The sequence below is a fragment of the Algoriphagus yeomjeoni genome, assembly GCF_003259505.1.
GTDB classification, from domain to species: domain Bacteria; phylum Bacteroidota; class Bacteroidia; order Cytophagales; family Cyclobacteriaceae; genus Algoriphagus; species Algoriphagus yeomjeoni.
On sequence record NZ_QLLK01000011.1, the window covers coordinates 120,368 to 142,578 of the forward strand.

Genomic DNA, 22,211 nt, shown 5'->3' on the forward strand with positions numbered 1-22,211 from the left:
TAAAATTATAATTACTTTTGGGGCAAACAAAAAAGGCCTCCTTGAAAAGCCAGAAGATACTTAACGACCCCGTTTACGGATTTATAACAATCCCTAGCGAGTTGATTTTTACGATTATTGACCATCCTTATTTTCAACGATTACGGAGAATAAAACAACTGGGCCTGACTGATTTTGTCTATCCCGGCGCTCTTCATACCCGATTTCATCATGCGATTGGGGCAATGCACTTGATGAGCATTACGCTAGACAATCTACGAAATAAAGGCACTGAAATCACAGATGAAGAATATGAAGCGGCACTAATCGCTATTCTTTTGCACGATATTGGACATGGACCTTTTTCACATGCCTTGGAATATAGTCTACTGAAAGGCGTACCCCATGAAGACCTTTCCCTTCTGATTATAGAACTCTTAAATCAGGAGTTTGGCGGAAAATTAGATCTTACTTTAAGAATATTTAAGAATAAATACGAGCGAAAATTCTTTCATCAACTGGTTTCCAGCCAGTTGGATATAGATAGACTTGACTACTTGCAGCGGGATTGCTTCTTTACCGGCGTATCAGAAGGAACCATCGGAGCAGATCGCATCATCAAGATGATGGACGTAAAGAATGATCAGGTGGTGATCGAAGAAAAGGGGATTTATTCTATCGAAAATTTCTTGAGCGCTAGACGCCTAATGTATTGGCAGGTTTATTTACACAAGACCACCGTCAGTGCAGAGAAAATGTTGATCAAGCTTATTGAAAGAGCTAAATTCCTTCGGCAGTCTGGAGATCGATTCACCGTCACTGAGGAATTTGATTTCTTCTTATTGAATGATCCCACTTTACTTGATTTCCGAACTAAACCAGATCTTTTGACCTTATTTCTCGAAATGGATGATTTGGATATTTGGGGAGCTATTAAGCTTTGGAAAAACCATCCGGATTATGTGTTAAGAAATATTTCTCAGATGTTTTTGACTCGAAACCTTTTTAAGATCAACCTTACCAATGAGCCTTTTTCTGCTGAGGAAATAGAACAGTTAAAGGAGAAAACGATTAGCAAACTTCAAATACCTGAAGGTGATTTGGTTTATTTCTTTTCGCATGGCGCAGTTAGTAATTATGGGTATTTGGCCAAGGATAGAATTAATATCTTGACAAAAAAAGGAAAGGTAATTGATGTTGCACAGGCCGCAGACTTACCAAATATCAAAGTCATGAGTAAAATCGTAGAGAAACACTATGTATGTAAGGCCAAAAGCCTAAATTTAACTTATTAACTCCGTTTATATTGTTTATGGAATTTACTCTCGGACAAGTTGCTGCAATACTACAAGGAAAAGTAGAAGGCGATGAAAACCAAAAAGTAACCCGATTGGATAAAATCCAAGAAGGTCAGCAAGGAGGCATCAGTTTTTTGGCTAATGAAAAGTACACCCCATATATTTATGAAACGGAGGCAACAGCAGTTATCGTTTCCAAAGATTTCACTCCGACAAGGGCTCTAAAAACCAATCTAATCCGCGTTGAAGATGCTTACAACGGATTCACTAAACTCCTTGAAGCTTACTCCATGCTCATGAAGAGTAGCAAAGTAGGAGTTGAAGAACCATCCTATTTGGATGTCAGTTCTAGCATCGGACAACAAGCCTATAGAGGCGCTTTTTCTTATATAGGCAAAAACTGCTCAATCGGAGATTCAGTCAAAATCCACAGTCATGTACATGTTGGCGATCGAGTGAAAATCGGCAATAACACCATTATTCATCCCGGCGCAAAAATCTGCGCTGACACAGTTATTGGCAATAATTGCGAAATACATCCTGGAGCCGTGATTGGCTCAGATGGGTTTGGTTTTGCACCCCAAGAAGACGGAACTTACAAGACCATTCCACAGATAGGGAATGTAATTCTAGAAGACAATGTGAGCGTGGGTGCAAACAGCACCATTGATTGTGCAACGATGGGATCTACCTTGATCAAAAAGGGAGCAAAAATCGACAATATGGTGCAAATAGCACACAATGTAATAGTTGGTGAAAATACAGTCATAGCTTCTCAAACTGGCATTTCGGGTTCAACAGAAATAGGAAAAAACTGCATAATCGCTGGAAAAGTTGGAATTGTAGGACATATAAAAATCGCAGACAACACCACTATCGGTGCTAATACAGGCATAAGTAAATCGATCAAAGAATCAGGAACTACGCTGTTTGGGTACGTGGCAATGGATATGAAGAATTTCCTGAAATCGTATTCAATCTTCAAAAAGCTCGGCTCAATAGAGGACCGCATAAGAGAACTAGAAAAAAAGCAGTAAATTTGCAGCCTTTAGCATGCTGAACGGTTCAAAAATCAGATGAAAGTAAAACAACACACCATTAAAAAGCAGGTGGAAATATCCGGAGTGGGACTACACACTGGAGTTATTTCAAACATGACATTTCTTCCTGCACCTCCAAATCACGGATATAAATTTCAGCGAATTGATCTGGAAGGCAGACCAACCGTAGACGCAGATTGCGACTTGGTGGTAGATGTTTCGAGAGGCACTACGTTGGAGCAAAATGGAGCCCGGGTTTATACTGTAGAACATGTATTAGCCGCTTTGGTGGGTTTGGAAATAGACAATGTGCTAATCCAATTGGATGGCCCTGAACCTCCAATTATGGATGGTTCATCTATCCAATTTATCGAAGTACTGGAAGAAGCGGGACTTGAGGAGCAAAATGCACTAAGGAGATTCTATGAAGTCCAGGAGAGTATACAGTACAAGGACACTGCTCGCGAAGTAGAAATGGTGGCATTACCAACAGACAACTATCGCGTGACAGTGATGGTGGATTATAATTCACCCGTCCTAGGAAGCCAACATGCTTCGATCACGGATATTGGCCAATTCAGATCAGAAATAGCTTCTTGCCGTACTTTTTGTTTTTTGCATGAGCTAGAAATGCTTTACAATTCTAATCTTATCAAAGGTGGTGATTTGAATAACGCCATCGTTGTGGTGGATAGGATTGTCGAAGAAAAAGAATTGGTCAATTTGGCCAAGATGTTCAATAAGCCAAAGGTTGAGGTGAAGAAAGAAGGCATTTTGAATAATGTCGATCTTCGCTACCGAAATGAACCTGCAAGACATAAATTACTTGATGTCGTTGGGGATTTAGCTCTTGTTGGCCGCCCATTGAAAGCGCAAATTATGGCTGCAAGACCTGGTCACGCGGCTAATGTAGCTTTTGCCAAAAAAATCAAGCGTGCGATGGAAAAATCATCTTCCTCCCACATCCCATATTATGATCCAAAGCTCCCGCCAGTGATGGATATCAATCAGATCAGCAGCATTTTGCCGCATAGATATCCTTTCCAACTACTTGATAAAATCATCTATCTCGATAATACGGTGGTGGCAGGAGTAAAAAATGTAACGATCAACGAACCTTTCTTTATGGGGCACTTCCCCGCTAACCCAGTGATGCCAGGCGTATTGCAGGTGGAGGCAATGGCCCAAACAGGAGGTATTTTAGTATTGAGTACAGTGGATGATCCAGAAAATTACTGGACCTATTTTCTGGGAATTGAAAACTGTAAGTTTAGAAAAATGGTTCTTCCTGGTGATACTCTCATTTTTAAATGTGAACTTTTGGCCCCGATAAGAAGAGGAATTGCAAAAATGCGTGGTGAAGCTTATGTCGGAAATACACTAGTATGTGAGGCCGTAATGACAGCAAGCATAACCAGAAAAGAATCATGATCAGTCCTTTAGCACATATCGACCCAAAAGCAACAATAGGAAAAAATGTTCATATCGATCCTTTCACGATGATTGGCGAGAATGTCACTATTGGAGACAATACTTGGATTGGACCAAACGTAACGATTTTTTCAGGAGCCAGTATTGGTAAAAATTGTAAGGTTTTTCCAGGCGCGGTAATCGCCGGAATTCCTCAGGATTTGAAATTCCAAGGTGAAGACTCTACGGTAATGATCGGAGATAATACGACCATACGGGAGTGTGTTACAATCAGCCGAGGAACAGTAGAAAAGCAAACTACAGTAATAGGAAGCAATTGTTTATTAATGGCTTACGTGCATGTGGCTCATGATTGCGTGATCGGAAGTCATGTGATCATCGCTAATTCGGTACAAATAGCCGGTCACGTATCTATTGACGATTGGGCGATTGTGGGTGGATCAAGTGCAGTTCATCAATTTGTAAAAATTGGGATGCATGCCATGGTTTCTGGCGGGTCTTTAGTTAGAAAAGACGTTCCTCCATTTACTAAAGCTGCGCGTGAGCCTCTTTCATATGCAGGCGTAAATTCCCTTGGATTACGAAGAAGAGGATTTTCCAGTGAGTCCATTTCCCACATTCAGGAAGTCTATCGCTACCTTTTCTTGAATAGTATGAATAATAGCCGTGCATTGGAAGAAATCGAAGTAAATCTGCCTGCAACAAAAGAAAGAGATGAAATTCTCAATTTCATTCGCTCTTCCGAACGAGGTGTAATGAAAGGCTACATCAATTAATAATGCTAAAAATCCACTTAGAAGAAGCTTCGAAACGCTTCCAATACGAATGGGTTTTTAAGAATCTCAGCCTTGAATTGACTCAAGGGAATTCCTTGGCTATTACGGGGAGTAACGGATCCGGCAAATCTACATTGCTGAAGTGCCTTTGTGGAGCAATCCCTATTACTTCGGGAAAAATAGATTATTGCTTTAATGAAAAGTCTATTTCAGAAACTGATTGGTTTACCCATCTGGCTATCTCTGCTCCTTACATGGAAGTTCCAGAAGAATTCAGTTTAGTAGAATTGCTCAACTTCCACTTTAAATTTAAAAAGCCGCTGAATTCAATTTCTTTGGATGAAATCATAGAAAAGCTCTACTTAACTCAGCATAGGTCGAAGCAAATCAGTCAATTTTCCTCTGGTATGAAACAGAGACTTAAACTTGGTCTGGCGCTTTTTTCAGATGTTTCATTAATTCTTTTAGATGAACCAACTTCTAACCTTGACCGTAAGGGAATAGAATGGTATCAGGAAATGATAAATCAGTATGCTCACAGTAGAACGCTGATAATATGTTCTAACGAGCCTAGAGAGTACGAATTCTGCAAACAAAAAATAGCACTGGAAGATTATAAGTAAACAATAGCATTAAACTTTAATTCCTATCTTTAAATTCACGGTTGACAACTATCCAGCATATCAAATCGAACATATTGGAACAGACAAACAGTTGAAAGTTTCAATTGCTTGATCATTTCAGGAATTATATGCCAGATGCCAAATTACCTTTAAGAAATAATCATATGAAATCATCAATAATTAGACTTTGCATCCTCGCTTTTGCCATGTGCATAGTTCAAAGTTGCGGTGGAGACGACCCAAACCCTACTCCTCCTGCTAAAACAGCAGAAGAACTAGCTGTTGAAGCCTTGACAGGAACGGGTACTCAGACTTGGGGTATTGATGGCGGTGGATCTGTTTTTCGTGATGGTGCGGCAGTCACAAATCTATATTCAGGCTTTGAATTGGTGCTAAAGTCTGGAGCATCTAAAACCTACACGTCCAAAAACAACAACGACATTTTTGATGCCTCAGGAACCTGGAGTTTTGCAGGCACAAACTTCGACAAGTTTATGCTTTCCGGAATCAAGCCGGTCGCCGGAAGGGAAATTTCTTTTACGCAAAACAACAGCAACTTAACCCTCACCTTTACAATTCCAGCACCGGGAGCAAGGATAAATGGTGTCTTAGCAGTTGCAGGAAATTACACTTTCAACCTGCTTAAGAAATAACCTGAATCAGACTATAAACTAAAATGGGGAGCAATATTGCTCCCCATTTTAGTTTATTTCAGCGTAATCAGTGTGACTCCAGCGCCGCCTCGGTCTGCATGCTCATCCTCCATATGTTTTACTTGACTCATATCTTTCAGGAAATTACGTGTCAAATCTCTTAAAATCCCATTGCCTTTTCCATGGACAATCCTGAGGTCCTTCAACCCAAGCATAAATCCTTCATCAACGAAGGTTTGAATCATTGAGAGTATCTCTTCCCCTCTTTTTCCTCTCAAATCAAGATTAGGCGAATAATCCATCATCTTTTCGTTGGTATTATATCCACTTCTCGACGCAGCAGCCTTCTTTTCTTTTTTTACTTCACCTTGTGATATTTTCTCTAATCTCGAAAGCTTCACTTTCGATTTAAGTTCACCGATGGAAATTTCAATTTCATTTCCCTTCACTTGAAGCACCTCGGCTATCGCTCCATTATCTTTTAGTCTAACCCAATCTCCTACAGCTATTTTCCCTCCCAGCACTTTTATCTCAGGACTCTTGATGACATTCTTCTCAGGCTTGACCTTTTCCTTGAAATCTTCCAGATCTTTCCTGACCAACTTTGTGACCTCTTTCTCCGCCTTGCCTTCTTTAATCTCGCGTATAGTGGCTTCGATCTTTTTATTTGTTTGATCTAATAGTTGCTTTGCTTCCTGCTTTGCTTCTTGGAGATAGCGTTTTTTAGTTGTCTCCATTGTCTCTTTCAGCTCATTGTATTCCTGAAGACGCGTTTTCAACAAACGTTCTTTTGCTTTCACATCCGCCAGCAAAGTGGAATATTGGTTTTTCTCGTTCTCAACCTGTGTGAGCAAACGATCATAACGAACGCGCTCCTCGCCAATCTGCTCTTTGGCATATTTCAATATTTCCTTAGGTATACCAATTTTGGAAGCAATCTCCAATGCGAAAGAAGAACCGGGCTTGCCGATTTCCAGTTGATAGAGTGGTTCCAATTTATCCACGTCATAGCGCATGGCACCATTGACCATTCCTTGATTCTTATTGGCAATTTGTTTCAGATTACCGTAGTGAGTCGTAATCACGCCATACGCCCCGAGCTTATTCAATGCCAAAAGAATGGATTCTGCTATTGATCCACCAAACTGAGGCTCGGTGCCGGTACCGAATTCATCTATAAAAAGGATAGTTTTCTTATTGGCGAAAAGCGAAAAATGCTTCATGCTCATCAAATGCGAGCTATAGGTACTGAGGTCATTTTCCAAGTTTTGCTCATCCCCTATATCGATAAAAAAATTATCAAATAGCGAACTTTTGGAGTCTGGGTGAACAGGAATCAATATTCCACACTGCAGCATGTACTGAAGCAGTGCTACGGTTTTTAGGGTCACCGATTTTCCTCCGGCATTTGGACCAGAGATAACCAGTAAACGCTCATGCCCACTGAGTTTTACGTCAAGCGGAACGACATTTTTCCCCTGAGACTTTAGCGCCATTTCCAAAAGTGGGTGTCTCGCTTTCCTCCAAGTTAATTGTCTTTCCTTAGTGATTTCCGGTCTACAGCTATCCGTCTTTTGAGCAAATTTTGCTTTAGCTCGGATGAAATCCATTAGACCAAGAAAATTTGTCGCCTTCCTCAAGGCAGGAATAGCAGGCCGAATCTTATCAGTCAGCTGAATGAGAATCTTGATAATCTCCCTGCGTTCCATATACTCCAAATCTCGAATCTCATTATTGATATCCAAAGCCTCTTCTGGCTCCATGAATACCGTTTGACCCGTCGCAGATTCATCGTGGATGAAACCTCTGAGTTTACGCTTATTTTCTGCAGCAATAGGAATCACCAATCGACCTGAACGCACCGTAATAGCGGAATCTTCCGTAGTAAGTCCTTTTGCTCTGGCTTCCTTGAAGACCCGATCCATCACCTTTCGCAGACGGCCTTCTTCATACAAGATCTGCGTACGGATAAGCTGTAATTCCCGACTGGCATTGCTTCTCATCTTGCCCTTCTCATCGATAATCAGCTCGATCGCTTTCAGTAAACTCATATCGAGATCCATCAGTAATCCCAGCAGCTGGCTTAACACTGGATATTCATTTTCTCTTTTCTGAAAAAAGGAAATACAGCCTCTGAGTGTATCCAGAGAAAGTTTTATCTCATAAAAATCCTCCACGTCAAGGAAAGCATTCTCCAGTTTGGCTTTCTCTAAATAAGGATTCAGATTGGTGAAATTGGATGAGGGAAAAAGGTCTCCTGAGATTAAAATCTGGCGGAATTCCTCTGTTTGATCGAGCAATTTGGTCACCAAATTAAAATCTGAAGAGAAAGTCAAACGGTCCACGTATTGCATTCCAAGTGGAGAGCTACACTCCGTTTTGAGGAGTTCTTTGACTTTGATAAAATTTACTTTTTGTTCGAGATTGCGTGGGTATAGCATTAGAATTGGTCTATCGTCCCGCCGGAAGACTCTCTTACCATAAGGGAATCTACCACGCGAGAATAAATTCGCTCCATTTCTGAAGGATCACGGAGGTAATACAACATGCTCTGTGTGAAAACTGAATCACTTACCTGATGTTTGATGAAAACATCTTTTTCGAGCAAATTATAAAGTACTTTGGACGAATCATATGCTACTGGCATAGCACTCGTAAGTCCCTCAGTAAGATGAATATCTATCAACACTTCCACCATCTTATCTTCGGGCAACAGACCAGTTGGTTTATTGCTAGAATTACAACTTAAAAGGGAAATGATGCAAAAACTTAGTATCAGAAATCTTTTCACAGGTCAAAATTAGGTTTTTTTAACGGAAAATCTCCCCACCCTTCATGTAACTGAAATTTTATAATTCAGCTTAGAAGCATAACTTAGGCCGTTCAAATCATCCTTCATGAACGAATTATTCAGCAAGCTCAGAAAATACGAAATCATGATCCGAAAGGTGGCCAATAATCACCTGCAAGGAGAGTATCAGTCGCTTTTCAAAGGGTCGGGATTGGAGTTTGATGATCTCCGCCCTTACCAGTATGGAGACGACATTCGTACCATTGAGTGGAAAGTATCTGCAAAGGGGCACGGGACATTTGTCAAAACGTTTCGCGAAGACAAGGAACAGTCAGTTTTCTTTCTGTTAGACATTAGCGGCAGTCAGGATATCGGACAGCCAGGCAATAAGAAAATCGATCAAGGAAAGGTTATCGCGGGAGTATTAACACTTGCTGCGGTTTTTGATGGAAGCCAAGTTGGGTTGATCAGCTATTCAGATCAACGGGAAAAACTGATTCTCCCTTCAAAAGGAAGCAAGCAAGGCGTAAAGATGATTCGAGGAATATTTGACCATGAAAACAATTCTTTGAAAACAGATTTGAACTCCATGTTTATGTTTGCCCTGAATCTTATTAAAAAAAGAGCTGTAATTGTAATTATTTCTGATTTCATCGACGACGGTTACGAGCGCCCATTCAGAGCCCTTGCTGAGCGACATGATGTAGTGGCCATACAATTAACCGACCCTCGTGAGTCGGCATTACCTTCCTTGGGTATTATACCGGTTTATGATAAAGAAAAGGGCAAAACAACATGGGTGAACACTGCCTTTGGGAGCTTTTCTAAAAAAATAGCGAATACCTTTACTTCTGAGCGAGAGAACTTGAAGGATATTTGTAAAAAGAACCAAATAAACTACCTAACTATTGATACCACCCAAGATATAGTTGGGCCTCTACTGGAGCTATTTAAGTACCGAAACAAAAGTATGAAACGTGGTTAAAACGCTCAAAATCTTTTTATTTCTACTCCTTCCTTTTCTGAGCAATGCGCAGCAAGTCAAGGTGGATGGCTATTTCATGCAAGACTCTGCTAAGATTGGTGAGCGAGTGGGGTATGTACTGAAGGCAACTTACCCAGAATCCACCCAGATAATTTTTCCTGATTCTACCTTCGATTTTTCTCCAATGGTCCTTCTAGAAAAAAAGACCTATATATCCTCTACTCAGGACAGCATTACTCAAGACAGTACAGTTTATTTTGTATCTAACTTTTCGTTAGACCCGAGTACTTATCTGACTTTGCCGGTATATGAACTTGCTAGGTATGATAGTGTGGTCCATTATCCAATGGAGGCAGAACTGAAACTTAAACTAACATTAGACAGCATTCCTGAGCAGCTAGTCTTCCAACAAAACAACATTTACCAATCCCTCGAAAAATCTTTCAACTGGATTATTATAGGTATTATTCTAGGTGGTATTCTGATTTTCCTTGGAATTATTTACTTCCTTTTTGCAGATAAATTCCAAGAATATTGGAAAGAAAGAAGAGAGAAAAGACGTTGGGAGCAGTTTGAAAAAAGATGGAAAACCCAGACGGCATTGCTCACTAAAAACCCTTCCATTGAATCTGCCGATGAGGTAATTGGTCTTTGGAAAGGATATATGGAGAGCATCACCAATCTTCCTATTAAGGAGTGGACTTCCAGCGAAATCGGTGAGCGATTGGATAATCTTGAGATTTTCAAAGCGCTCAGAGCAATAGATTTGATTATTTATGCCGGAGAATCTTCTGAAAGCGAAGAAGCAACAAGCTATTTATTAGAAGTGGCAAGAGAGAAATATCAGGAAAAACAAACCAAAATCAAGCATGAGAGAGCAGCTGTCTGAATTCTTTAGCTGGTCCTGGTTTCTGCCTGAGACCTTCAAAAGTTTCGAATGGGAAAATCCGATTTTATTGAATTTGATCTGGATTATTCCAGTATTCATCCTTTTTAGAACTTTTGTTAAGTTCTTGAAAAACCCAGTTCTAGAGCTTTCACTTCCAAAACGCATCGCGAATAACAACCCTTGGACTTATTTACGCCTAATACCTGCTGGCTTTTTCTATCTCTTCCTCATTATGCTTGTAATTGCTTTGGCACGGCCACAACGAAGCAATGAGCGGGTAGAGCAATATACGGAGGGCATAGACATCATGCTGGTTTTGGATATTTCGGAATCCATGGATTTACAGGATTTCACTCCAAATCGCCTTGAAGCGGCTAAAGCCACTGCTACTGAGTTTATAAATGGCAGAGTTGGCGATAGGATTGGTATGGTGGTATTCGCTGGAGAGGCGTATTCATTGGCTCCTCTAACAAATGACTATGAGCTACTAACAGATTTAGTGCAAGAAATTTCCTTCAGCATGATGGAAGCAAAAGGAACAGCAATTGGCTCAGCGTTAGCAGCCGGTACCAATCGAATGAAGGAATCCGAGTCTGCTTCTAAGGTAATGATTCTGCTTAGTGACGGTGAAAGTAACGCAGGAAATGTGGACCCTTTGTTTGCAGCAAACCTAGCTGCCGCTTTGGATATTAAGCTTTATACGATCGCCATGGGTAAAGATGGCCTTGTTCCATACGGTACAGATTTCTTCGGAAGACCTCAGATGGTGGAAAGCTATTTGGATGAATCCACACTTCGAGAAATAGCCAAAGTAGGAAATGGAGAATTTTTCAGAGCTGCTGATGGAGGCACCTTAGCTTCTATTTTTGATAGAATAGACACCTTAGAAAAGACTGAAGTGATAGAAAATCGCTACAAGGAAACAGCCGATTACTATCGCATATACCTATTTTGGGGTTTGATTTTATTCTTTATTTGGCTTGGGTTGAAAAGCAGTTTCTTAAATAATTTCCTACTCGATTAATTACTTTAATGAGCAAGAGTTGGAGAAAGTTTGTGACCTGATTTTAGTCATTAAACTTGACTTCAGTTATCATCTAGTCTAAAAAGACGAAAGGCGTTATTTGCAAAAAAGCAAATTCACATGCCGAATTCAGCCGAATTAGTCAAAAAGTACAACAGTCCTGCACCCAGATACACCTCTTATCCTACTGTTCCACTATGGGAAAATAACCTAGAACCACAGGATTGGAATGACCTTGTAAAGAAAGCTTTCAGGACCTTTGGCGAGAAAGAAGGTATTTCAATCTACATCCATCTGCCTTATTGCGAAAGCCTGTGCACCTATTGTGGCTGCAACAAACGAATCACCAAAAATAAACAAGTCCAAGATCCCTACATCGAAGCACTGCTTGCTGAATGGGAAAAATATAAAGCGATTTTTGAGGCTCAACCTAAAATATCAGGAATCCATCTTGGCGGAGGAACTCCCACGTTTTTTGACCCCTCAAGTCTAAATCATTTGATTTCAACTATTCTGGAAGGCTCAGAAATCAGCCCTAATGCTGAGTTTAGCTTTGAAGGACATCCGAATAACACTAGTTTTGAACATTTAAAAACACTGAGCGATCTGGGCTTCAGCCGTGTAAGCTATGGAATACAGGATTTTGATGAGAAGGTTCAGAAAGCCATCCATCGGATCCAGCCATTTGAGAAAGTGAAATACGCGACAGATTCTGCACGAATTTTAGGTTACACTTCTATAAATTTTGATTTGATCTATGGGTTGCCACATCAGACCATCAAAAGCCTCAAAGACACCTTTGAAAAAGTAAATGAGTTAAAACCTGACCGGATAGCTTTTTATAGTTACGCACATCTGCCTAGTGCATTTCCTGCGCAGAGGAGCTTCGAGCAATTTTTACCAACAGAAACTGAGAAGAGTGAACTCTACAAATTCGGAAGAGCTCTTCTTGTGAAAATGGGATACGTAGAAATAGGAATGGACCACTTTGCGCTTGCAAACGACCCTTTGACCCTAGCAAAAAACGAAGGCTCATTGCATAGAAATTTTATGGGTTACACTACTTTGCCTTCCAAAATCCTGATTGGGCTGGGAGCCAGTAGCATCAGTGACGTGTATTATGCTTATGCCCAAAATGACAAAGCTATTGAGCGATATAAAGCTGAGACGATGAAAGGAGAATGGTCTATCCAAAAAGGGCACACACTCAGCGAACTTGACCTACAAATCAGAAGTATAATTCTTGAGTTGATCTGTAAAAAAGAAGCTGAAATCCCAGTTGAAATCTGGGAGCAACTTTCAGAAAATCAAGCTTGGAACCTAAAAGAAATGGAATTAGACGGTCTTATTTCAATAAACTCTCCTCTACTCAAAGTATCTGAAAAAGGAATGAGTTTCATTAGAAACATCTGCTCTCAGATAGATCTTCGTTTGGCAAAAAATCAAGCTAAAAAAGCTCTTTTCAGCAAGACGGTTTAGCGACACATCGTAATTTCGACCTGCTGACTACCGTAATCGAAAACGTGTAGGTCAGGACTGAAAAACATTCCTATACCAAGTCCACGGAAAATAAATAGAAGTCCTATAAGCACACCGAGGTAAGGAATGGCTTTTTGGAATTTTTGCCTTGCTCCAACCGGAATCAAAGACCCTGAGAACATAAGCACAAGGAGTAAAGGAATTGTACCAATACCGAAAAAGAACATATAGGTGGCCCCAAGCAGCGGACTTTGGAATGCCAAAGCAGCAACTAACGCCATGTAGACCATTCCGCAGGGAAGTAGGCCATTGGCTAACCCTGTACCAAAGAAAGCAAATGGGCCTCCTGCTTTCAGAAATCGATTTAATTGTCTCTTTACCCAAATCACTATTCCCGAAAGAGCAGGGATAGTTAAAAATTGATCGGCTTTTTTGTATGAAAGCGCCATAATCAGAATGAGTACGCCCATCGCAATAGAGAAACCTTGCTGTACTCCTGCCATTGATAAGGAAAAACCAATACTGCCAATAATTAGCCCAAGAATAGCGTAGGTAACGCTTCTGCCAAGGTTATAGAGAATCTTATTATAGAAGAATGATTTGCTCCCACTTCCGCCTACGGCTAAAGCTATGGGACCACACATTCCCACGCAGTGAAATGAACCCAAAAACCCAAGTATGAAGGCAGTCCAGAGCATTTATAGTGTGATCTTTTTTTCCTGATAGTGATCAATTCCATTTTCAGACCAATTGAGTTGAACCTTCCAATAACCAGCTTTAAGTTCTTTCAATGGGATTTGAGTAATTCCAGAATGCGTTACTTCAACGTTTATTTTTTGATCCAAAGAAGAATCGGAAGGTCGAAAAAGCTGCAAGAAGCCTTTGGCACCATCCGGAAGGTCAAGTTCTATGGTTTTGGATTGCGCATTATACGCTATTACTTCTCGGTCTAAATCGTCAGCAGATTTAGATTCATCAATTCTATCCTGATATTTTATTTCTTCTTCGTAGTAATTCTCTGTAACCAACTCGATACCATCCATTCGCACAGAGATCACCACCATCGTCATTATCAATACGACAAAGCCAATAATTGTAAGTACTATTCCTTTTCCCCAATCCATAATTGCATCTGATTAAATTTTAAACTCACTTGATTGGTGCGGTGAAATTCGTCTCAATTTGGTCAATCTCCTCTCCTTTGTGAAAAAGAGCCAATTCTACTTTTTCTTGATTCACTTTCACCTCATTTTGGTTTCTTACCAGAAAGAACCTTCCTTCAAATTTAGACTGAGCTTCCAAAACCAAATGCTGAGCTCCCACAATCTCCACATTCATTCCTTCAGCCAGGGACTTCAACTCGACCTCCTGAGGCTCAAAGGTTTTATTGATCAATGTGATTTGATAGAGGTTAGTAACCATTCCATCTTCCCGCTCTTGATAAGTCATCCCTGGAAATCTAGTAATCGTCGCAGAAATATCATCTCGGGTAGCAATTAAGGAAACGAAAACAGTTAACAGCAAAACCAAAACTACGATGTAAGACTTTACTCTTCCAGTCAGTAGCTTTTGAAAGCCTTGTTTGATACTATTCTCTGATGCATATCGAATCAAGCCTTTTGGTCGATCTACTTTCACCATTACCTCGTCGCAGGCATCTATACATGCCGTACAGTTCACACATTCCATCTGTATTCCGTTGCGAATATCTATTCCCGTCGGGCAAACTTGCACGCAAAGGCTACAATCCACACAATCTCCTTTGTCTACATTCTCTGCAGCATTTTTTCGGATAGGTGCTCTCGGTTCTCCACGAACATAGTCATACATCACATTGATGGAGTTGTTATCTAGCATCACACCTTGTAATCTACCATAAGGACACACCACCAAGCAGGCTTGCTCTCTAAACCAGGTAAAAACAAACATGAAAATGCCAGAGAAAGCAATCAAGCCTATAAATCCGGCCATATGTGCTGTAGGGGGTGAAGAGACGATGTCTAGCACCGCTTCTATTCCAATCAAATAGGCCATCACCAAATGACCAATCAAGAGTGATATGAAAGCAAAGACACTGATCTTAATTGATTTCTTGACTATCTTCTCCTGGTTCCAAGGCTGCGCATTCAACGCTCTTTGCTGATTAGCATCTCCCTCAATCAGGTATTCTATTTTACGAAAAACCATTTCCATAAATAGCGTTTGCGGGCATGCCCACCCACACCATACTCTTCCAAAAGCTACCGTGAAGAGAATGACAAAGACAAAGAATATCAGCAAAAGAAAAATGAGCAGGTAGGTATCCTGAGGCCAGAATACTGCCCCGAAAATGATGAATTTCCGCTCAAAAATATTGAACAGAAGCCAAGGCCTGCCGTCTACTTTGATAAATGGTCCAGCAAATAAAATCCCCAAGAGGACCCAAGAAACGTAGGTCCGGTACTTATAAAAGAACCCTTTTACTTTTTTGGGATAGACCCAATTCCGCTTCCCATCATCCAAGACAGTAGCCAATGAGTCTCTAAAGGTCTCAGGATTTAAATGTGGGTTCTTTTTTGCCATAAGATTAGGCTATTTTCTACCGGAAATCGGATGACTCCCGGTAGGATTAACTTATTCGGCTATCGCCGTTGAATCGCTCGCAACTGAAGTTGTATCTGCAGGAGAAACAGAATCCATAGCAGGTTCTTCAGCTCCCTCTTCATACAATTCTCCTTGTGGATCTTTTGGAGCAGCAGGACTTGTGCCTTGAAGACTCAGGATAAAGCTTGCCACTTCCTGAATCTCCTTAGGATTAAGCTGATCTTCCCAAGGGACCATCCCTTTCGATATCACACCATACTTTATCACAGAGAATAGATCTTTGATATCGCCGCCGTGTATCCAATATTTATCTGTTAGATTCGGTCCTACGCCGCCTCCGCCGTCAGCAGCATGACAAGCAGCACAGTTCGCTTGGAAAATAGTATTTCCTGTAGCCAAAGCTGCTTCAGAATCATCAAGAGTCACGTTGGTTTCATCTAGCGAAGCAAGCGCACTCTCACCTCTAGCTTTAGCTTCTATCGCTGCGATCCGTACTTCTTCTTGATATTCCTCAACACCAGTTTTTCCATAACCAAGAACTGTGTAATAACCAAAATACACAAATGCTATTATGATGGTTCCAGTAAATACCCATTGAAGCCATGGGGGCATAAAGTTGTCCAGCTCCTGAATTCCATCATACGAATGATCGTTCATCAACTTATCTTTTGTTTGCTCCTCTTCGATATCACCTGTGACAAACTTCAACTTAAATGATTCCCACCAGCTAGGTTCTTCGGCTATCTCTGGATTTTCCTTGCGGAAAACGGTAGAAATAAACGACATCAAATAAATCATCAGAACCAAGAGCAAAATAATTACTCCGATAGTGATCCCAATAATTATTAAAAGAGTCATTTGATTAGAGTCCATAGCTGCCAATCCCCCTGACACTTCCTGCGCCAAAAGTGGATTAGAAGCCAAAAGTCCACTGAATGTAAAAAGGGTTAGTAATTTTTTCATGGCTGTTTGTCGGTTAATTCGTTATCATCATCCATTGGCAAAGAACTCATATGGTCTATTACATCTTTTGGAACACGCATAGTCCAAATAGTAATCCCTATAAAAAACAGAACAAATATCACCAGTGAAACCACCGGGAATACTTCCACATTTTCGATCGATCTTAATACTTCTTTGTACATGATTTCCGGCTAGTTAGATGATGAAACTTTAATATCTGTCCCTAATCGCTGTAGATATGCAATCAATGCAACTATTTCAGTATTTGGCATCACTGCCACTCCTGCATCTTCCAAGTTTAAAGCGATTTTAACAGCCTGAGCTTCCAAGTCTGCCACTGCTTGCTGATCATACCCCTCAGGATATGGAACGCCAAGTTTCTGCATAGTTCTGATTTTGGCAGGTAAATCAGAATAATTAAGTTCATTGGTTTTCAACCAAGGATATGGAGGCATCAAAGATCCAGGTGACATACTTCTAGGATCTTCCATATGGAAATAATGCCAACTATCAGGGTATTTACCACCTACCCTATGAAGATCTGGACCAGTCCGTTTGGATCCCCAGAGGAAAGGTCGATCATATACAAATTCACCTGCCTTGGAATATTCTCCGTATCGTTCAGTTTCAAACCTAAATGGTCGAATCATTTGAGAATGACATCCCACACATCCATTATTGATATAGATATCTCTTCCTTCAAGCTCAAGAGCAGTATAAGGTTTCACAGAGCTGATAGTAGGTATATTGGATTTTACCAAAATAGTAGGAACGATCTCTACCACGCCACCTATCAAAATGGCAACAGTAGCTAATACGGCAAAGAAAACTGGTTTTCTCTCCCATGCCCGATGCCAAAATTCTCCTTGGGGATTGTAGCTTTTCGTCAGTGCCGGTGCTGAGTCTTCTTCGGTTGCTACAAACGTACCTTGCTTAGCAGTTTTGAACATATTATAGCCCATCAGAATTGCACCACTCACATAGAGCAGGCCACCAAATGCCCGAAGCATGTACATTGGAACTAACTCTACTACAGTTTGAAGGAAGTTACCATAAGCCAGTTTACCCATCTCATCAAACTCTCTCAACATCAAGAATTGAGTCAAAGCGGCTACATACATTGGCAAGGCATAGAAAATGATTCCCAATACTCCAAGCCAGAAGTGTGTATTAGCCAGCTTAGTTGAATAAATGGTTGTCTTAAATAATCTAGGCCACATCCAATACAGCATTCCGAAAGTCAAGAAACCATTCCATCCTAATCCGCCTACATGTACGTGTGCTATAATCCAATCGGTATAGTGAGCTATTGCGCTGACATTTTTGAAAGAAAGCATCGGGCCTTCAAAAGTTGCCATACCATAAGCTGTGATCGCCACTACCATGAATTTCAGGACGGGATCATTTGTCACTTTATCCCAAGCTCCCCGCAAGGTTAAAAGACCATTAACCATCCCGCCCCAAGATGGAGCCAAAAGCATCACGGAAAAAACCGTCCCCAATACTTGAGCCCACTCAGGAAGTGAAGTATAAAGTAAGTGGTGAGGTCCTGCCCACATGTAAAGGAAGATCAGGGACCAAAAGTGAATAATAGAAAGCTTATAGGAATAAACCGGCCTATTTGCAGCCTTTGGTAGAAAATAATACATCAAGCCGAGGAAAGGTGTAGTAAGGAAAAATGCCACAGCATTGTGACCATACCACCATTGCACCAACGCGTCCTGCACACCTGCGTAGGCAGAATAACTCTTAAATAAGGTAACCGGCAACGCCAAGGAGTTCACGATATGCAAGACGGCTACCGTAATGAATGATGCTAAATAAAACCATATAGCAACGTACATATGACGCTCTCTACGATTGAGAATAGTACCAATCATATTGGCTCCAAAAGCCACCCAAACAACAGCTATTGCAATATCAATAGGCCACTCTAATTCAGCATACTCTTTCGAAGAGGTTAATCCCAAAGGCAAAGTCAGAACAGCCGCAAGAATAATTATTTGCCAGCCATAGAAGTGAAACCAGCTCAGTGATTTCTTCCACATCGGCGCTTTAAGTAACCTAGGCATAGAATAATAAACCCCGGCGAAAATTGCATTTCCAACGAAAGCGAAAATTACCGCATTAGTGTGGAGCGGGCGAATTCGCCCAAATGTAGTGTAGGGGTTGCCTAAATTAGCTTCAGGCAAGAATAACTGTGTCGCCGCAAGAACGCCGACCAGCATCCCTATTACGCCCCAGATAATTGTGGCTGCCCCAAAATATTTGACAATTTTATTGTCATATTGGAACCTCTCCAGCATAGTGTCATTCATAGGAATCGGGTTTTGATGGTTGATCTTTCTTGGTTTTTTTCGATGTGTTATCGAAGAGTATTCTTATTGAAGGAGTGTAATTATCATCAAATTGGCCGTCTTTCATTGCCTTAAAAAAAAGGTAGAGAAATGTACTTGCCAGTATTAGACTAATCGCGATTAATAGAAAAATAACCTCCATGCTAGAACAGTTTTGAAGTTAACATTCCCCTCTTCCAGGCAACAAAATTGGTGGTCAAGGTAGTAAACACGACCACTGAAATACTACTTAAAGGCATCAAAATAGCGCAGATTACCGGACTCAAAAGCCCCTGAACTGCCAACCCAAGTCCAACTAAGTTATAAAATAAACTCAAAATAAAACTTGCCTTTATGATAAGTCTGCTTGATTTGGCGAAACTCAGAAAATTAGGAATCATACCAAATACCTCAGAATCCATGATCGCATCGCTTGCTGGGGAGAAATGACTCACTCGATCAGATATTGCTATTCCCACTTCACTCTCTTGCAAAGCTCCAGCATCGTTTAAGCCATCTCCTATCATTAAAGTATGGTTGGCTTTGTTCAAGTTCTTCACATAGGACAATTTATCGACTGGACTTTGTTGGAAATTATAAGTGATTTTATGTCCAAGCCTTTCTTCCAGGTATGTTTGTTCGTGAGGATAATCTCCCGACAACATATGCAGCTTATATTTAGCGCTAAGCTCACTAATTACATCAGACGCCTTTTCTCGAAGACCAGACTCAATTTGGAAATAACCTAATTCCTGGCCTTCTACAGAGAAGCATACAATGTTTCCAACTTGACTTTTTGGCTGAGTTTTAAAGCCTGTAAACTCAGCAGAACCAATTCTGAAGTCTTGGTTTTTATAGGTCACTTGGACCCCAGCTCCTTTGATTTCTTTTACTTGTTCTATTGAAATAGCATTTTGACCCTCAAGCCAATAATTAATACGATTACTGAGTGGGTGGGTAGAGCGCTGGACCAAAGCTTTCAAAATACTTTTAGATTCTTCTGAAAGAGGTACACCAATAAAACTAATTTTCGCTGTTGAAGGATCTGTGAGGGTACCAGTTTTATCGAAGATTACTGAATCAACCAAAGCCAATCGCTCAACAACATTCGCATTTTTTAAGTAAAACCTACTTTTGCCAAAAATCCTGAGTGTATTACCTAAAGTAAAAGGCGTAGACATCGCCAAAGCACAGGGGCAAGCTACGATAAGCACTGACGCGAATACTTTTACTGCCAGGGATAAATCAGTGAAAGACCAATAGGCAAATGAGATAAATGCAATCGCTAAAACTGACCAAGTGAAAACAGCACTGATTTTGTTGGATATGGGTTCGAGCAATCCTTCTTTGCCTTTCTCAAAAGATTCATTGTTCCATAAATCAGTGAGATATCCCTGTGAGGGAGATTTTTGGACTGTCAGCAAAATAGCACCACCCATCTGACGACCTCCAGCGTATACTAATTCTCCTTTTTGTTTTGGAACTGGAACCTCTTCTCCAGTCACAAAACTGTAATCAATACTAGCGTTGGCACTCAACAAAACAGAATCAGCAGGGATCAACTCCTCATCACGAACCATAATCACATCACCAACCGAGAGTTTGGATAAAGGGATTACTGACTCTTGGTCTTTTGATATTCGGGTAACTGCAATTGGAAAATAGGCCTTATAATCCCTGTCAAACTCTAGGGTTGAAAAAGTTTTCTGTTGATAGATTTTCCCCAATAGTAAGAAGAACAATAATCCACCTAGGCTGTCCATATAGCCCGATCTTTGAAAAGCAAAAATTTCCCAAAGCGAATAAACGAACAAGGCTACTATCCCTAATACAATAGGAACATCCATATTTATTCGCTTTTGCTTGAGCGAATTCCATGCAGAGAGATAATAATCACTAGCGGAGTAAATGACTACTGGAATAGCCAGAATAACATTTAGATAGCTAAACAAACCCCGAAAAGAAGGGTCGATGAGCTCAGCTTCTGAAAAGTATTCAGGAATACTAAATAGCATCATATTTCCAAAGCAAAATCCAGCAACTGCGAGCTTCTGGATAAGTCGCTTATCATAGGTAGGAACTTGCTTCTTATCTAGATTTGATAGGTTTATTTTGGGTTCATAGCCTATGGTAGAAAGCAAGCTCACCAATTCTTTAATCGTGATTTTATCCTTAAGAAATTTTATCTGAACCTTCTTTTTGATGAAATCAACTCTACTATAATAAATACCTGAGTGAATTTGATTTAAATTCTCCAGCAGCCAGATGCAAGACGCACAATGAATATTTTGGATGTAAAAGGTTAAGTGACTTTCGTTGGCATTTTGAAAATCGAGTAAGCTATTAGCCGTCTCTTGATCCTCTAGGTAATCAAATCTATTAGATTGAAGTTTTTTGCTCTTCTGGCTATTTCCTGGATGATTAGCGATATCATAGTAATTACAGAGATCATTTTCAGAGAGAACCTCATATACTAGTTTACATCCTTGGCAGCAAAAATTACGATCATCAACTACTAAATGCACATTCTCGCAATCTTCACCGCAGTGATAGCAAGAAACAACTTCATGTGCAGGTAGTTTTTTATCCATTTATATAACTATTGCTCTATTAATTTATAAAATCCAAAACGAATTATGGTTAATTCTTAGTTTAAAGATTACGTATCACCAATTACTTGAAGAAAAAATGGAAAGAATAACTCCAGATCTTCTTGAGGTTTTGTAATCTATTGGATCACCAAAACTACGTGAGTAAAAAATGGTGGTACTTGACATAAACTATACTAAAAGCTGACAAAAATCATATTCGAGAATAAATGCCTAGTAGTTTGGTCTTTGCAATTGGAAGAGAAAAAACTATTGCAAAAGAAAAATAACTTACTCAATACAAATGTCTTAACAGAGTATTGAGTTGGCATACAAAAAAGTATATAAAACCAAAACCCAATGGAATTAACCATCGGGCTTAGGATAAATGAGGCTGCTTCGGATTCCTATAGGTGGTTGTTCTTCCGGGTTTTGTATTCCCTTACCAAAACAGGGGGGTAACGCAAAAAAGCCAGTCCCGAAGGATATCGGGACTGGCTTTTGAATAAATGAGGCGGCGACCTACTCTCCCGGGTGTAACCCCAGTACCATCGGCGCTGCAGGGCTTAACTTCTCTGTTCGGGATGGGAAGAGGTGGGACCCCTGCGCTAGGCCGCCTAAATTGGAAGACTTAAGTAGCTAGTAGCAAGTAGCAAGATCTCTTTCGTATCTCAACCAGTCTCCTGTCTAGCGTCTTTTGTCTAATGTCTTAAGTAAATAACATGTCTTTGCAGAAACTGTAACAAACGTAGGGTAAGCTTTTGGGCAATTAG

Annotated in this window: 20 protein-coding genes and 1 rRNA gene; 10 read left to right on the top strand and 11 right to left on the bottom strand. The window is 40.4% G+C overall.

The annotated features are described in order from the left end of the window. Positions 1-41 precede the first annotated feature (41 nt). The 6 genes from LV83_RS17240 to LV83_RS17265 all read left to right on the top strand — a co-directional run bounded on the left by LV83_RS17240 (position 42) and on the right by LV83_RS17265 (position 5,800). Positions 42-1,274, top strand: coding sequence for an HD domain-containing protein (locus tag LV83_RS17240; protein WP_111612830.1), 1,233 nt, complete (start codon positions 42-44; stop codon positions 1,272-1,274). A 17-nt stretch (positions 1,275-1,291) separates the two neighbouring features. Then, positions 1,292-2,314, top strand: coding sequence for a UDP-3-O-(3-hydroxymyristoyl)glucosamine N-acyltransferase (gene lpxD, locus LV83_RS17245; protein ID WP_111612802.1), 1,023 nt, complete (start codon positions 1,292-1,294; stop codon positions 2,312-2,314). Between the two features lie 39 nt (positions 2,315-2,353). After that, positions 2,354-3,748, top strand: a complete 1,395-nt coding sequence (locus LV83_RS17250) for a bifunctional UDP-3-O-[3-hydroxymyristoyl] N-acetylglucosamine deacetylase/3-hydroxyacyl-ACP dehydratase (RefSeq protein WP_111612803.1) — start codon at positions 2,354-2,356, stop codon at positions 3,746-3,748. Then, positions 3,745-4,524 (top strand): acyl-ACP--UDP-N-acetylglucosamine O-acyltransferase, encoded by a 780-nt coding sequence (gene lpxA, locus LV83_RS17255; RefSeq protein ID WP_111612804.1) that lies wholly within the window; start codon positions 3,745-3,747, stop codon positions 4,522-4,524. The genes LV83_RS17250 and lpxA overlap by 4 nt, the downstream gene beginning before the upstream one ends. Positions 4,525-4,526: 2 nt before the next feature. Continuing rightward, a complete protein-coding gene (locus tag LV83_RS17260) occupies positions 4,527-5,147 on the top strand; it encodes an ABC transporter ATP-binding protein (RefSeq protein WP_111612805.1) in 621 nt (206 codons plus the stop codon). Between the two features lie 164 nt (positions 5,148-5,311). Further along, complete coding sequence (locus tag LV83_RS17265; protein ID WP_245947085.1) at positions 5,312-5,800, top strand: hypothetical protein; 489 nt, start codon at positions 5,312-5,314, stop codon at positions 5,798-5,800. A 53-nt stretch (positions 5,801-5,853) separates the two neighbouring features. On the opposite strand, the gene LV83_RS17270 is transcribed toward LV83_RS17265, so the two are convergent. Together LV83_RS17270 and LV83_RS17275 are read right to left on the bottom strand one after the other, a co-directional pair. Next, complete coding sequence (locus LV83_RS17270; protein ID WP_111612806.1) at positions 5,854-8,241, bottom strand: endonuclease MutS2; 2,388 nt, start codon at positions 8,239-8,241, stop codon at positions 5,854-5,856. Next, positions 8,241-8,513 (bottom strand): DUF4296 domain-containing protein, encoded by a 273-nt coding sequence (locus LV83_RS17275; protein ID WP_317046698.1) that lies wholly within the window; start codon positions 8,511-8,513, stop codon positions 8,241-8,243. The genes LV83_RS17270 and LV83_RS17275 overlap by 1 nt, the downstream gene beginning before the upstream one ends. Positions 8,514-8,697: 184 nt before the next feature. On the opposite strand from LV83_RS17275, the gene LV83_RS17280 reads away from it, so the two are divergent. The 4 genes from LV83_RS17280 (at position 8,698) to hemN (ending at position 12,968) form a co-directional block, all read left to right on the top strand. Next, entirely contained in the window at positions 8,698-9,576 is an 879-nt protein-coding gene (locus tag LV83_RS17280; RefSeq protein ID WP_111612808.1) for a DUF58 domain-containing protein, read from the top strand. Further along, complete coding sequence (locus LV83_RS17285; RefSeq protein ID WP_245947086.1) at positions 9,569-10,465, top strand: hypothetical protein; 897 nt, start codon at positions 9,569-9,571, stop codon at positions 10,463-10,465. Before LV83_RS17280 ends, LV83_RS17285 begins: the two co-directional genes overlap by 8 nt. Continuing rightward, positions 10,446-11,489 (top strand): VWA domain-containing protein, encoded by a 1,044-nt coding sequence (locus LV83_RS17290; protein ID WP_111612809.1) that lies wholly within the window; start codon positions 10,446-10,448, stop codon positions 11,487-11,489. Before LV83_RS17285 ends, LV83_RS17290 begins: the two co-directional genes overlap by 20 nt. Before the next feature lie 120 nt (positions 11,490-11,609). Then, the gene (gene hemN / locus LV83_RS17295; RefSeq protein ID WP_111612810.1) at positions 11,610-12,968 is read left to right on the top strand and encodes an oxygen-independent coproporphyrinogen III oxidase; all 1,359 of its coding nucleotides are present in this window, start codon (positions 11,610-11,612) and stop codon (positions 12,966-12,968) included. Here the strand turns inward: hemN and LV83_RS17300 are convergent. From LV83_RS17300 to rrf, 9 genes are all read right to left on the bottom strand, one after another. Further along, a complete protein-coding gene (locus tag LV83_RS17300) occupies positions 12,965-13,666 on the bottom strand; it encodes a sulfite exporter TauE/SafE family protein (protein ID WP_111612811.1) in 702 nt (233 codons plus the stop codon). The genes hemN and LV83_RS17300 overlap by 4 nt on opposite strands. Then, positions 13,667-14,092 carry a FixH family protein gene (locus tag LV83_RS17305; RefSeq protein ID WP_111612812.1) on the bottom strand — a complete coding sequence of 142 codons (426 nt, stop codon included), beginning with the start codon at positions 14,090-14,092 and terminating at the stop codon, positions 13,667-13,669. A gap of 25 nt (positions 14,093-14,117) precedes the next feature. After that, positions 14,118-15,530 (bottom strand): cytochrome c oxidase accessory protein CcoG, encoded by a 1,413-nt coding sequence (gene ccoG, locus LV83_RS17310; RefSeq protein ID WP_111612813.1) that lies wholly within the window; start codon positions 15,528-15,530, stop codon positions 14,118-14,120. A gap of 51 nt (positions 15,531-15,581) precedes the next feature. Further along, entirely contained in the window at positions 15,582-16,514 is a 933-nt protein-coding gene (locus LV83_RS17315) for a cbb3-type cytochrome c oxidase N-terminal domain-containing protein (RefSeq protein WP_111612814.1), read from the bottom strand. Further along, the gene (locus LV83_RS17320; RefSeq protein WP_111612815.1) at positions 16,511-16,696 is read right to left on the bottom strand and encodes a cbb3-type cytochrome c oxidase subunit 3; all 186 of its coding nucleotides are present in this window, start codon (positions 16,694-16,696) and stop codon (positions 16,511-16,513) included. Before LV83_RS17320 ends, LV83_RS17315 begins: the two co-directional genes overlap by 4 nt. Before the next feature lie 9 nt (positions 16,697-16,705). Next, a complete protein-coding gene (gene ccoN / locus LV83_RS17325; RefSeq protein ID WP_111612816.1) occupies positions 16,706-18,832 on the bottom strand; it encodes a cytochrome-c oxidase, cbb3-type subunit I in 2,127 nt (708 codons plus the stop codon). Next, complete coding sequence (gene ccoS / locus LV83_RS17330; protein WP_111612817.1) at positions 18,825-19,013, bottom strand: cbb3-type cytochrome oxidase assembly protein CcoS; 189 nt, start codon at positions 19,011-19,013, stop codon at positions 18,825-18,827. Before ccoS ends, ccoN begins: the two co-directional genes overlap by 8 nt. A 1-nt stretch (position 19,014) precedes the next feature. Next, positions 19,015-21,441, bottom strand: a complete 2,427-nt coding sequence (locus LV83_RS17335; protein WP_111612818.1) for a heavy metal translocating P-type ATPase — start codon at positions 21,439-21,441, stop codon at positions 19,015-19,017. A gap of 506 nt (positions 21,442-21,947) precedes the next feature. Beyond that, positions 21,948-22,059: ribosomal RNA gene (gene rrf, locus LV83_RS17340) — 5S ribosomal RNA — on the bottom strand. Positions 22,060-22,211: the final 152 nt, after the last annotated feature.